Below are 12,675 nucleotides of genomic sequence, written 5' to 3'. Positions count from 1 at the left end.
CAGCAGCTGACAGGGCAGAGAGGCGGTCACAGGACCATCTTCACCATGGGGTGGGTGCTCAGCGTGCGGTACAGCTCGTCCAGCTGTTCGCGGCTGGTGGCCGTGACAGTGATGGTGATGCCCAGGTAGTTCCCGCCCTTGCTTTCGCGCAGTTCGACCGTGCTGGCGTCATAGCTAGGGTCGAACTGTTTGGCGATGCTGGTGATGGCATGGACAAAGCCCTCGGCGCGCAGGCCCATGACCTTGATAGGGAACTGGGACGGGTATTCGATCAGCGACTCTTTGCGTGGATCGATGGGCTCGGCGGGAGTGTCGGTGGTCGGTGTGCTCATGGGGTTCAAAGGCTTTCTTTGGCGGCGGTGTATGCCGCATACAGTTTTTGGTAGACCGGCCCGGGCTGGCCGTTGCCAACCGGCCGGCCGTCCAGGCTGGTGATGGCCAGGACTTCCTTGGTGGCACTGGATAGCAGAAGCTCGTCTGCGGCCCGCACCTCATCACGACTGATGCGGCGCAGCGTGAAGGGAATGCCTTGGGCCTGGCAGAGTTCGGCGATTAGGCCGTAGCGTATGCCTTCCAGTACCAGATTGTCGTTGGGCGGGCCGTAGACCGCGCCGTCCTTGACCAACCACACATTGCTGGAGGCGGCTTCGCTCAGAAAGCCGTCGCGGAACATCACGGTTTCCACCGCACCCGCATCCACGCCAATTTGCCGGGCAAACACCGCGCCCAACAGGCTGGTGCTTTTGATATGGGCCTTTTCCCAGCGGAAGTCTTCGGCGGTGACGCACATCACGCCCAGGCGGCGCTGCGCTTCCGAGGGCAGGTTCATGGTGTTGGCCATGGCGAAGACCGTGGGCTGCATATCGGCCAGCATGGCATGGTCGCGCATGGCCACACCACGGCTCACCTGGATGTACACCAGTTGGTTGTTGTGTGAGGTCTTTGTGCCTTCGGTGCTGGTATGTTCTGCGCGTGCTGCTATTAATTTGGAAGCAATCGCATGCCAGGCCTCGTGCGTGTGCGGGTTGGGTATGCGCAGCTCGGCTAGGCTGCGGTCCAGCCGCGCCATGTGCTGCTCAAAGCGGAACAGGCGACCGGCATAGACCGGTACCACCTCGTAGACGCCATCGCCGAAGATGAAGCCGCGGTCCATGACGCTGATCTTGGCGTCGCACAGCGGTGTGTAGTTGCCGTTGAGGTAGCAGGGAAAGTCGGGCAGGGAATGCATGGAGTGGAAGGAGAAGCTAAGGGGGCTATTTTGGACTGTTCCTGCGAGCAGTTCACGCACGGGCCTCGCCAATCGTGGATACGCTAAACGCGGTGTTGGCCTGGTGCTTGTGCGAGAGGCCGGATTGATTCAGGGGCTTCAGGGTTTTGCATGCACCGAATAAGGGCACAATCTGCCCCCGGCGGGTGCGTGTAAGCCTGGCGCCAGCCGCGACGGGTACGATCTGTGTAAAGCTTGCGTAAAACAGGCCTTTTCTCACACTCCGTCATTGTCATTTGGTCGCCAGCAGTTTCTACATATAATAGTAGGCTTTGCTAAATTGTTCAGGGTAAACCTGGGTGTCATAAAACAGGTGAACAATGACCTTTGACCAAGAAGATGGGGAGCAAGACGAGGGTTTCAAGCCCCTGACGGCAGCCGAGGCGCAAGAGTGGCGCAGGCGCAATCCGCCACTGTCGATGTGGCGGGTGCTGATGGGGCAAAGTCTGGCGGGATGTCTGGTTGCAATGGCAGCTTGGCTTCTGACGGGCAAGTCCAGCATGGGGTGGTCAGCCGCTTATGGCGCACTTTCGGTGGTGTTGCCTGCTGCGGTTTTTGCGCGCGGCGTCACGGGACGTTTAGCGCGGGCTGTGCCGGGTGCTGCGATGCTGGGGTTTTTTGTGTGGGAATTGGTGAAGATCATTTTGACCGTCGCAATGTTGTTTGCGGCACCGAAATGGGTCACGGATTTAAATTGGTTGGCCCTGGTGGCCAGCTTTGTAGTGACGATGAAGGTGGTTTGGTTGGCGCTTATGTTCCGCTCCAAACGCCCACATCCGGCTCAACATAATTGATGGACTGCTAAATATGTCGACTGAACACGCTGCTACAGAAGGCCCGAAGGCCGGCGAATATATCGTTCACCATTTGCAGCATTTGCAAAGAGACTTTTCGTTCCAGAGCGTCAAGCAAAGCCATATCGTGGATTTCAGCTTGTTCAATCTGGACTCCGTGCTGTATTCGATCATTCTCGGTATCGTTGGGTGCTTCTTTTTGTGGCGCGCCTCGCGCAAGGCTACGCCCGGCGTACCCGGTCGTTTCCAGGCCGCGGTTGAAATCCTGTCTGAGATGGTTGATACGCAGGCCAAGGGTGTGATCCACAACGCCAAAAGTCGCAAGCTGGTTGCTCCTTTGGCGCTGACCGTTTTTGTCTGGATCTTCATGATGAACGGCATGGACATGCTGCCGGTCGATTTGTTGCCCAAGCTGTGGGAGCATGCCTACGTATCCGCTGGCAATGATGCACACCATGCGTTCATGCGGGTGGTGCCCACGGCCGACTTGTCGACCACCCTGGGTCTGTCAGTCAGCGTTTTGTTTGTTTGCCTGGTCTACAACATCAAGATCAAGGGCTTGGGCGGCTGGGCGCACGAATTGGTGGCAGCGCCATTCGGTGACCACTGGTTCCTGTACCCCATCAACTTGCTGATGCAAGTGATCGAGTACTTGGCAAAAACGGTTTCGCACGGCATGCGGTTGTTCGGCAACATGTTCGCTGGTGAATTGGTATTCATGTTGATCGCCTTGATGGGCGGCACGTGGGCCTGGCAGTTCAACCCCCTGGTGGGCGGGTTCTGGCTGGGTGTTGGGCATGTTATCGCTGGAGCAGCGTGGAGCATCTTCCACATTCTGGTGATCACCTTGCAAGCCTTCATCTTTATGATGCTGACGCTGATTTACGTGGGCCAGTCCCATGAGGCGCACTAAGGTTCGTTTTCGCTTTTCTTTTTCTTTTACCTGTAATTTTTAGGAGCAATCATGGAAAACATTCTGGGTCTCGTCGCTTTGGCTTGTGGTTTGATCGTTGGTCTGGGCGCGCTGGGTGCCTCCATCGGTATCGCTTTGATGGGCGGCAAGTTCCTCGAGTCTTCGGCTCGCCAACCTGAGCTGATGAACGAATTGCAAACCAAGATGTTCATTTTGGCCGGTCTGATCGACGCGGCTTTCCTGATCGGCGTGGCTATTGCCCTGCTGTTCGCTTTCGCCAAGCCTTTCGCGATTTAATTTTTGGCCGACCTTTCACGACCGAAAGGAATTAAGCCGTGAACATTAATTCAACCCTGTTCCTGCAGGCCGTTGTCTTTGCGATTCTGGTGTGGTTCACGATGAAGTTCGTGTGGCCTCCCATTACCAAGGCACTGGACGAGCGGGCGCAGAAAATCTCTGACGGTCTTGCCGCCGCCGATAAAGCCAAGTCTGAACTCACCAGCGCCAACAAGCGCGTGGAAGAAGAACTGGCCAAGTCGCGCACCGAGACCGCATCGCGTCTGGCTGATGCCGACCGCCGTGCCCAGGCCATCATCGAAGAAGCCAAAGCCCGTGCGACGGAAGAAGGCAACAAGATCGTCGCCGCAGCCCGTGCCGAAGCCGAGCAGCAAACCGTGAAAGCCCGTGAAGCACTGCGTGAGCAGGTCGCCGCACTGGCCGTTAAGGGTGCCGAGCAGATTCTCCGCAAGGAAGTCAATGCCGGTGTCCATGCGGATTTGCTGAACCGACTCCAAACTGAACTCTGAGCGGCAGAACGACCATGGCTGAAATAGCAACCATTGCCCGTCCTTACGCAGAAGCGCTGTTCAAGGCAAGCGCGTCCGACTTGGCCGGTACAGCTGCATGGCTTGATGAATTGGCTGCAATTGCAGGTAATTCGCAGCTGTTGCAGTTTGCCGATAACCCCAAGGTGGAAGCCGGTCAGGTGTTTGAAGTGATTGCTGGTGTGGCCAAGTCGGTCTTGCCAGAAGCTGCCAAGAATTTTCTGCAGCTGGTCATTGAAAACGGCCGCCTGAGCGTGCTGCCCGAGATTGCTACCCAGTTCCGCGCATTGAAAAATGCGGTGGGCGGCTCTTCCGATGCAACGGTCTTCAGTGCCTTTGCGATGGATGCAGCGGCCTTGGCGGGCGTGGCTTCAGCCTTGGAAAAGCGTTTTGGACGGAAGCTCAATCTCACCGTAGCGTTAGAGCCGGAGTTGATTGGCGGAATTCGCGTCGTGGTGGGTGACGAGGTGCTGGACACTTCGATCAAAGCCCGCCTGGAACATATGAAATTGGCCCTGACCGCCTAAGGTCGGAGCCAGCGTTTTCGGCCAGAGCCCGTGGCTCCGGTTGTTTGCTAACCAAAGAAAGAGAAGGAAAGAGTCATGCAACTCAATCCCGCAGAAATTTCTGAACTGATCAAGAGCCGTATCGAAGGCTTGACGGCTCAGGCTGACATCCGCAACCAGGGCACCGTGGTGTCCGTGACTGACGGTATTTGCCGCATTCATGGTCTGTCCGACGTGATGCAAGGCGAAATGCTGGAATTCCCCGCCGGCAGCGACGGTCAACCCACCTACGGCCTGGCCTTGAATCTGGAACGCGACTCGGTCGGTTCCGTGATCTTGGGCGAATACGAACACATTTCCGAAGGCGACGTCGTGAAGTGCACGGGTCGTATTCTGGAAGTGCCAGTCGGCCCCGAATTGCTGGGCCGTGTGGTGAACGCACTGGGCCAGCCTATCGACGGCAAGGGTCCTATCAACGCCAAGCTCACCGACGTGATCGAAAAGGTCGCACCGGGCGTGATCGCCCGTAAGTCGGTGGACCAGCCCATGCAGACCGGCCTGAAGTCGATCGACTCCATGGTGCCTGTGGGTCGTGGCCAGCGCGAACTGATCATTGGCGACCGCCAGACAGGTAAGACCGCCGTGGCTATCGACGCCATCATCAACCAAAAGGGACAGAACATGTCCTGCGTTTACGTCGCGATTGGCCAAAAGGCCTCGTCGATCAAGAACGTGGTGCGCGCTCTGGAACAAGCTGGCGCGATGGAATACACCATTGTAGTGGCGGCTTCGGCTTCTGAATCGGCTGCCATGCAGTACGTCAGCGCCTACTCCGGTTGCACCATGGGTGAATACTTCCGTGACCGCGGCCAAGACGCACTGATCGTGTACGACGACTTGTCCAAGCAAGCCGTGGCCTACCGTCAAGTGTCCTTGCTGTTGCGTCGCCCACCAGGCCGCGAAGCCTACCCTGGCGACGTGTTCTATCTGCACAGCCGCTTGCTGGAACGTGCCGCCCGCGTGAACGCCGACTACGTCGAAGCCTTCACCAAGGGTGAAGTCAAGGGCAAGACCGGTTCTTTGACGGCTCTGCCTATCATTGAAACGCAAGCCGGTGACGTGTCTGCTTTCGTTCCGACCAACGTGATTTCGATTACCGACGGCCAGATCTTCCTGGAAACCTCGTTGTTCAACGCTGGCATCCGTCCCGCGATCAACGCCGGTATCTCGGTGTCTCGCGTGGGTAGCGCAGCACAAACCAAGATCATCAAGGGCCAGTCCGGCGGTATCCGTACCGACCTGGCGCAGTACCGTGAATTGGCGGCTTTCGCCCAGTTCGCTTCTGACCTGGATGAGTCCACCCGCAAGCAATTGGACCGCGGTGCCCGCGTGACCGAGCTGCTCAAGCAAGCCCAGTACAGCCCGCTGTCCATCTCCTTGATGGGCGCCACGCTGTTCGCAGTGAACAAGGGCTTCATGGACGATATCGCGGTCAAGAAGGTGTTGGCGTTTGAGCACGGCCTGCACGGCTACCTCAAAGACAAACACGCTGCCTTGTTGTCCAAGGTTGAAGCTTCCAAGGCGTTGGACAAGGAAGCTGAGGCTGAATTGCTCGCCGCTGTGGCAGCGTTCAAAAAGACGTTCGCTTAATTCCAAACTAGGAGCCACCCATGGCATCAGGCAAGGAACTACGCAGCAAGATCAAATCGGTGGAAAACACCAAGAAGATCACCAAGGCGATGGAGATGATCTCTGTTTCCAAGATGCGTAAAGCGCAGGAGCGGATGCGCGCAGCACGTCCGTACAGCGAGAAGATCCGTGACATCGCTGCAAACCTGGGTCAGGCGAATCCAGAGTACGTGCATACCTATATGCAAACCAACGGCGCCAAAGCCGAAGGTTTTGTGGTCATCACGACCGATAAAGGTTTGTGCGGTGGTTTGAACACCAATCTGTTTCGCGCCTTGACCATCAAGCTGCGTGACTCGCAGGCTGCGGGCAATAGTGCGCAAGCGGTGGCCATTGGTGGTAAGGGTTTGGGCTTCCTGACTCGTATTGGTGCCAAGGTGGTGTCCCATGTCACCCATCTGGGCGACAAACCGCATCTGGACAAGCTGATCGGACCGCTGAAGGTTTTGCTGGACGCCTATGAAAAGGGCGAAATCAGTGCCGTGCATTTGGTCTACAACAAGTTTGTCAGCACGATGAAGCAAGAGCCGGTGATTGAGCAGTTGCTGCCTTTGTCGGCTTCCAAGATGCTAGCGGAAACCAAGGCTGCAGGTGCGCATGCCTGGGACTACATCTACGAACCGGATGCGCAATCGGTAATTGACGACCTGTTGGTGCGTTATGTCGAAGCGCTGGCTTACCAGGCGGTCGCTGAAAACATGGCTTCGGAACATGCTGCGCGCATGGTCGCCATGAAGGCTGCTACGGATAACGCAGGTAGTGTGATTGGCGAGCTGAAACTGGTCTACAACAAGACCCGTCAGGCAGCGATCACCAAAGAGCTGTCCGAAATTGTGGCAGGTGCTGCGGCTGTTTAAACAGCCAACCGCCCCGGTTAGTCATCGGTCGATTTAAAGATTCAATTTATTGGAGCAAACATGGCTCAAGAAAATGCAGAAGTGAACGCCCGCGTTCAGGGAAAAATTGTCCAGTGTATTGGCGCCGTGGTGGACGTGGAATTTCCACGCAACCACATGCCCCGCATTTACGACGCACTGAAAATGGAAGGCTCCGCGCTGACCCTGGAAGTGCAACAGCAATTGGGTGACGGCATCGTTCGTACCATTGCGCTGGGTTCTTCCGACGGCCTGCGCCGCGGCTTGATGGTCTACAACACCGGCGCTGGCATTACGGTTCCCGTGGGCAAGGCCACCCTGGGCCGCATCATGGACGTGCTGGGTTCGCCCATCGACGAACGTGGTCCTGTCGGCCAGGAACTGACCGCCACCATCCACCGCAAGGCTCCTGCCTACGACGAACTCAGCCCTTCGCAAGAACTGCTGGAAACCGGCATCAAGGTGATTGACTTGATCTGCCCGTTCGCCAAGGGCGGTAAGGTCGGTCTGTTCGGTGGTGCTGGTGTGGGCAAGACCGTGAACATGATGGAGTTGATCAACAACATCGCCAAGGCGCACAGCGGCTTGTCCGTGTTTGCTGGCGTGGGTGAGCGTACCCGTGAAGGGAACGACTTCTACCACGAGATGGCCGACTCCGGTGTGGTGAATCTGGAAAACCTGCCTGAGTCCAAAGTGGCCATGGTCTACGGTCAGATGAACGAACCCCCAGGCAACCGTCTGCGCGTGGCTTTAACCGGTCTGACCATTGCGGAATCCTTCCGTGACGAAGGCCGTGACGTGCTGTTCTTTGTGGACAACATCTATCGCTACACCTTGGCCGGTACCGAGGTGTCCGCACTGCTGGGCCGTATGCCTTCCGCTGTGGGCTACCAGCCTACCCTGGCCGAGGAAATGGGCCGTCTGCAAGAGCGTATTACCTCGACCAAGGTCGGTTCGATCACCTCCATCCAGGCCGTATACGTGCCGGCGGATGACTTGACCGATCCATCGCCTGCAACGACTTTCGCCCACTTGGATTCCACCGTGGTGTTGAGCCGTGACATCGCTTCGCTGGGTATCTACCCTGCGGTCGATCCGCTCGACTCGACCAGCCGCCAGCTGGACCCGCTGGTCGTTGGCGAAGACCACTACAACACGGCCCGTGCTGTGCAAGGTACGCTGCAGCGCTACCGTGAACTGCGCGACATCATCGCCATCATGGGTATGGATGACTTGGCTCCTGAGGACAAGCTGGCTGTGGCCCGCGCCCGCAAGATTCAACGTTTCCTGAGCCAGCCTTTCCACGTGGCCGAAGTGTTTACCGGTTCGCCCGGCAAGTACGTGCCATTGTCGGAAACCATCCGTGGTTTCAAGATGATTGTCAGCGGCGAATGCGACCACATGCCAGAACAAGCGTTCTACATGGTCGGTACGATCGACGAAGCCATTGAAAAGGCCAAGAAGGTTTAATGTCTTGGGCGTGGGCAGTGCCGTTGTGGCTCTGCCAGCGTCTTGCCTTTTCCCTTCAACACGCTGACCCCAAAGGAAACGTATGTCGACCATTCATGTGGACGTTGTCAGTGCCGAAGCCTCCATCTTCTCCGGCGAAGCCAAGTTTGTGGCTTTGCCAGGTGAGTCTGGCGAGCTGGGCATTTACCCACGTCACACCCCGCTGATCACCCGGATCAAGCCCGGTTCGGTTCGCATCGAAAAGGCTGACGGCACAGAAGAGTTCATTTTCGTGGCCGGTGGCATTTTGGAAGTGCAACCCAACTGTGTGACCGTGCTCTCCGACACCGCCATTCGCGGCAAGGATCTGGACGAAGAAAAAGCCAACACGGCCAAGGCCGCAGCCGAAGACGCGCTGCGCAATGCTAAGGGTGAACTGGATATCGCCAAGGCGCAATCCGAGCTTGCCATCATGGCGGCCCAGATTTCTGCTCTGCGCAAGTTTCGCCAAAAGCGTTGATCCTCAAAAGGACGACGATCTTCACAAAGCCGCTTTCGAGCGGCTTTTTTGTGCGCGTCGGCCAGGATACCCTCCGGCCACCGATCCATGTTTTGCGCTGGTTGCGACGATGCGCGCAGCTCGCGTAAAGCAGGGCAAAATCAAAGCTTGTTCCACGCGGGTGCGTTTTATGTCCAAAGCCAAGCTGCACGCCGCCACCATAGGTGGCAGTGCTGACGATACGGAAGCTGCTTTTTACGAGGCCTTGCAAAACGGCGACATCGACAAGCTGATGGCCTGCTGGGCCGACGAGGACGATGTGGTCTGCGTGCATCCAGGCGGACTGCGTGTGGTGGGTGTGGCGGCTGTGCGTACGACCTTCGAGGCCATGTTTGCGCAGAGCAGTATCCGCGCCACGCCTCTACAGGTGCGCAAGGTTGAATCGCTGGGAAGTGCCATGCACAACGTCGTCGAGAGTATTGACGTCATGACAGCCGACGGACCGCGCCAAGCCTTTGCCATTGCCACCAATGTTTACCACAAGACGGCCCAGGGCTGGCGCATGGTGGCCCACTATGCCAGCCCCGGCACTGGATTGGAGATGCAGGAAAGCAGTGGCGCACCCCAGGTGCTGCACTGATGTGTCCCGTAAAGCTTTTAGGCTTCTGCCGCACATTTCACCTACGAGGTGTGCTATGAATTATGTAGCACCCTGGTGGTTGCCCAGTGGCCACGCGCAGACCATTTGGCCGGCGCTGTATTCGCGTCGGGTGTTTGGGCCGTCTTTGCGCTTCAGGCGCGAACGCTGGATCACTCCCGACCTGGACTTCATGGATGTCGATTTCTGTGACCCACCGGCCATGGTGGCCGATCCCGCGCTCAGCGAGGATGTGCGCCCCTTGCTGGTGCTGTTCCATGGTCTGGAAGGTTCGTCCTCCAGCCACTATTCCGAGGCTTTTGGCGACTACGCGCGAGCCCACGGCATGGGCTATGCAGTACCGCACTTTCGGGGCTGTAGCGGCGAGCTGAACCTGGCGCCTCGCGCCTACCACTCGGGCGACTACGAGGAGATCGGCTGGGTCTTGAAGCGCCTCAAGGCACGCCACCAGGGCGAGATCATTGCGGTCGGCGTGTCGCTTGGCGGTAATGCTTTGCTACGCTGGGCCGAGGAAATGGGCGAGCGCGCCGGCCGCATCGTGCGCGCGGTGGCTTCGGTCTGCGCGCCGCTGGATCTCGCGGCTGCAGGCTGGGCCATAGGCAGGGGTCTGAACCGGCAGGTGTACACCCGCATGTTTCTGCGCAGCATGAAGCCCAAGGCCCTGCAAAAGCTGGACCAGCACCCGGGCCTATTTGACCGCGAAGCGATGCTGGCGGCCCGTGACCTCTATGAGTTCGACAACGTGTTCACAGCCCCGTTGCATGGCTTCAGCAGCACGGAAGATTACTGGGCCCGCGCATCGGCCAAGCCGCACCTGGCACGCATCCAGATTCCTGCCCTGGTGGTGAACGCCATGAACGACCCTTTTGTCCCGGTATGGAGCTTGCCTCACCAGGACGCAGTGGGCGACCACGTCACCCTTTGGCAGCCAGCGCACGGCGGCCATGTCGGTTTTCCGCAAGGGCCGATTCCGGGCCATGTGCGCAGCCTGCCGGATGCCGTGGGTGGATGGTTGCTGCAGGCCAGCCAGGCCTGAGCCGGGGAGCGGTTGAAGCCATGGACGACATTGTCAGACAAGCCATCGCCAAATGGCCGAACGTGCCCGACTGCTACGGCTGGCTGGGCCTGGATGCCCGCGGCAGCTGGTACATGCGTGACGACGCGGCCCAGGCGGCGGGGCCGTTTGCGGCATCTGCTGGTGGCAATGCGCTCAGCAAAGGCAGCCGCTTGCAACATACCAAGCTGATCGACTTCATTCAACGCAACTACGAGGCCGATGCGGCCGGGCAGTGGTTTTTCCAGAATGGCCCGCAGCGTGTGTATGTGGAGCTGGAAGTGGCGCCGCTGGTATGGCGGGTGCATCCCGACTTCTCGGTCATTGCCCATACCGGCAAGGCGGCCCGTGTGCAGCGTTGCGTGCTCGACGGCGAGGGGCGTGTTTATCTGGAGACCGATATCGGTTTCGGTCTGGTGCACAGCCTGGACATGGGGTTTGCTGCTGAAGCGGTGGAGCAGGGGCTGTGGGTGCCACAGCCGTTTGAGACGCAAGAACTGCCGGCCCGTTTTGGGTATGTTCTGAGTCCTCAGGTGCTACATAAAAAATAGCTGTCAGCGCAGGTAAATCCTGCGCTGACAGCTATTTTGATAATAAGAAGGCCGGTTATACCGGCCTATCGGATGTGCCGGAATCTCGGCTTACTTCGCAGCTTCTGCTGGTTCGGATGCCGCAGCCGCAGGCTTCTGGGGAATTGGGAATTTGGCGCCGCCTGCATTCGCCATATACACCACGGCACGGGCCACTTCGGTATCTTCAAAGTCGCCGCCGCCCTGCGCGCCCATGGCGCCCTTGCCGGTCAGCGCGGAATGCAGCAGCGATTCAAAACCGGTGGCAATGCGCGGACCCCAGGCGGCGGCATCGCCGAATTTGGGAGCCCCAGCAACGCCTGCGCTGTGGCAGGTGGTGCACTGTGCCTTGAACACTTCTTCACCCGATTTGAGTTCGCGGTTGGCGTCGCGAATTTCGACCACGCCCACCTTCTGGATGCGCTGTGCGACCGCGATGTTTTGCGATTGCTCGGTCACGCCACCCAGGGTCATGGACTCCTCGTTATTGGTACCCGCAGGTTTGGCGGCGGACACTACGAAGTACACCAGGCCAATGATGGCAAAAATAGGCACAACGAACGAGAAGAAGACCGCCACCAGCAATTGCTTGGGGTTTTTGATGGGGCCGGTGTGGGCTTCTTCGGCCGCATGATCGTGGGAATTGGCGCTCATGATGTCCTCAAAAAAATCGGGGGCTTTGTTCAACGCGCGAGTATACCCGTCACCCCTCGCCCGGCCTTGTCTCGCGCGGCGTCCGGGTATCTGCGCAAGGCCTCGTACGCAGCGGCTACAATCGCCTGCGTTGCGGCTGTAGCTCAGTGGATAGAGTATTGGCCTCCGAAGCCAAGGGTCGTGGGTTCGATCCCCGCCAGCCGCACCAATGAGTATTCCCCTCGCTGACGTTCTGTGTAGCGTGGGCTATCGCCGCGTTGCGTCGTCCTATTTTTGACTACGCAGCGCGCGATCAGAATTCAGGGTGCCTTCAAGCGATGGAGGCCTATTCATGGGACATTGAATTCTTGGAATTAACGCTGCTACCAGCGGGGCAATCACCACACCACCGATGCTAATGTCCGTATGGTGTCGGTCAGTCTCTAGTACAGCATCTCAACAGCACGAGGGGAGACTTACGTGGGAATTGAGAGCCTCAAGTGCGGTAGCGAACACGTGCAGGCGAGCCGCATGATTTTGTAGTCGGGTAGCATGTCGTGCCGCAGAAGTCAGGAATTGATCCAAATGCAAACCCCTCCCGAAGGTCTCCCGGCCTACCGCATCCTCACCGGCGTAGATGACGCCACGTTCTGCAGGCGTGTAAGTGAGGCAATTGCCCTGGGGTACAAACTCTATGGCTCACCCTCCGCAACGTTCAATGGGCAGAGCGTAATCGTCGCTCAGGCGATCATCTGGCCGACGATCGAATCTTCAATTGCTCAGAGCTGAAATCCGCTCTTGTAATGTGCTGTGTGCGGTCGATTTTGGTGAGCGTGACAACGCAATCGGCAAGAGGTGATCTCGTGTCAGCGGGGGTGCGGCGTAAAACTTGGACTGGTTTATGCCGTTATTCCGAGGCTCGCCCGGTATTCGATGGGACTGAGT

At 58.2% G+C, this 12,675-nt stretch carries 16 protein-coding genes and 1 tRNA gene; 14 read left to right on the top strand and 3 right to left on the bottom strand.

Annotation, left to right across the window (positions count from 1 at the left end; all coding sequences use genetic code 11):
• Positions 1-26: 26 nt before the first annotated feature.
• Both AC07R0_RS11645 and AC07R0_RS11640 read right to left on the bottom strand, forming a co-directional pair.
• Positions 27-332, bottom strand: a complete 306-nt coding sequence (locus tag AC07R0_RS11645; protein WP_495104934.1) for an HP0495 family protein — start codon at positions 330-332, stop codon at positions 27-29.
• A gap of 5 nt (positions 333-337) precedes the next feature.
• Positions 338-1,228 carry a D-amino acid aminotransferase gene (locus AC07R0_RS11640; RefSeq protein ID WP_495104933.1) on the bottom strand — a complete coding sequence of 297 codons (891 nt, stop codon included), beginning with the start codon at positions 1,226-1,228 and terminating at the stop codon, positions 338-340.
• 359 nt (positions 1,229-1,587) lie between these two features.
• Here AC07R0_RS11640 and AC07R0_RS11635 point away from each other — a divergent pair, with 359 nt between their 5' ends.
• The 12 genes from AC07R0_RS11635 to AC07R0_RS11580 all read left to right on the top strand — a co-directional run bounded on the left by AC07R0_RS11635 (position 1,588) and on the right by AC07R0_RS11580 (position 11,079).
• Positions 1,588-2,061: an ATP synthase subunit I gene (locus tag AC07R0_RS11635; protein WP_495104932.1), complete on the top strand. Its 474-nt coding sequence runs from the start codon at positions 1,588-1,590 to the stop codon at positions 2,059-2,061.
• A gap of 13 nt (positions 2,062-2,074) precedes the next feature.
• Positions 2,075-2,974, top strand: coding sequence for a F0F1 ATP synthase subunit A (gene atpB, locus AC07R0_RS11630; RefSeq protein ID WP_495104931.1), 900 nt, complete (start codon positions 2,075-2,077; stop codon positions 2,972-2,974).
• 51 nt (positions 2,975-3,025) lie between these two features.
• On the top strand, positions 3,026-3,271 hold the full coding sequence (gene atpE / locus AC07R0_RS11625; protein ID WP_058721792.1) for a F0F1 ATP synthase subunit C: 246 nt from the start codon (positions 3,026-3,028) through the stop codon (positions 3,269-3,271).
• Positions 3,272-3,309: 38 nt separating this feature from the next.
• On the top strand, positions 3,310-3,780 hold the full coding sequence (locus AC07R0_RS11620) for a F0F1 ATP synthase subunit B (protein WP_495075800.1): 471 nt from the start codon (positions 3,310-3,312) through the stop codon (positions 3,778-3,780).
• Positions 3,781-3,794: 14 nt separating this feature from the next.
• Positions 3,795-4,325 (top strand): F0F1 ATP synthase subunit delta, encoded by a 531-nt coding sequence (locus tag AC07R0_RS11615; RefSeq protein ID WP_495075801.1) that lies wholly within the window; start codon positions 3,795-3,797, stop codon positions 4,323-4,325.
• 75 nt (positions 4,326-4,400) lie between these two features.
• A complete protein-coding gene (gene atpA / locus AC07R0_RS11610; RefSeq protein ID WP_495075802.1) occupies positions 4,401-5,954 on the top strand; it encodes a F0F1 ATP synthase subunit alpha in 1,554 nt (517 codons plus the stop codon).
• Between the two features lie 20 nt (positions 5,955-5,974).
• Positions 5,975-6,850 (top strand): F0F1 ATP synthase subunit gamma, encoded by an 876-nt coding sequence (atpG, locus tag AC07R0_RS11605; protein WP_495075803.1) that lies wholly within the window; start codon positions 5,975-5,977, stop codon positions 6,848-6,850.
• Between the two features lie 60 nt (positions 6,851-6,910).
• Entirely contained in the window at positions 6,911-8,338 is a 1,428-nt protein-coding gene (gene atpD / locus AC07R0_RS11600; RefSeq protein ID WP_495104930.1) for a F0F1 ATP synthase subunit beta, read from the top strand.
• Between the two features lie 82 nt (positions 8,339-8,420).
• Positions 8,421-8,837, top strand: coding sequence for a F0F1 ATP synthase subunit epsilon (locus tag AC07R0_RS11595; RefSeq protein ID WP_495075805.1), 417 nt, complete (start codon positions 8,421-8,423; stop codon positions 8,835-8,837).
• A 169-nt stretch (positions 8,838-9,006) separates the two neighbouring features.
• On the top strand, positions 9,007-9,456 hold the full coding sequence (locus AC07R0_RS11590; RefSeq protein ID WP_495104929.1) for a YybH family protein: 450 nt from the start codon (positions 9,007-9,009) through the stop codon (positions 9,454-9,456).
• 55 nt (positions 9,457-9,511) lie between these two features.
• Positions 9,512-10,510: a YheT family hydrolase gene (locus AC07R0_RS11585; protein ID WP_495104928.1), complete on the top strand. Its 999-nt coding sequence runs from the start codon at positions 9,512-9,514 to the stop codon at positions 10,508-10,510.
• Between the two features lie 20 nt (positions 10,511-10,530).
• The gene (locus tag AC07R0_RS11580; RefSeq protein WP_495075808.1) at positions 10,531-11,079 is read left to right on the top strand and encodes a DUF2946 family protein; all 549 of its coding nucleotides are present in this window, start codon (positions 10,531-10,533) and stop codon (positions 11,077-11,079) included.
• A 90-nt stretch (positions 11,080-11,169) separates the two neighbouring features.
• Here the strand turns inward: AC07R0_RS11580 and AC07R0_RS11575 are convergent, their stop codons facing one another.
• Positions 11,170-11,751, bottom strand: coding sequence for a c-type cytochrome (locus tag AC07R0_RS11575; RefSeq protein WP_495104927.1), 582 nt, complete (start codon positions 11,749-11,751; stop codon positions 11,170-11,172).
• Between the two features lie 132 nt (positions 11,752-11,883).
• Here AC07R0_RS11575 and AC07R0_RS11570 point away from each other — a divergent pair.
• Positions 11,884-11,959, top strand: a tRNA-Arg gene (locus tag AC07R0_RS11570).
• A gap of 356 nt (positions 11,960-12,315) precedes the next feature.
• Entirely contained in the window at positions 12,316-12,519 is a 204-nt protein-coding gene (locus tag AC07R0_RS11565) for a DUF1737 domain-containing protein (protein ID WP_495104926.1), read from the top strand.
• The last annotated feature ends 156 nt before the right edge of the window (positions 12,520-12,675 follow it).

Source organism: Rhodoferax sp. GW821-FHT07F03 (assembly GCF_059418745.1).
The sequence above is the reverse complement of the archived record's forward strand: the minus strand, read 5'-3'. Positions and strand labels throughout refer to the sequence as shown.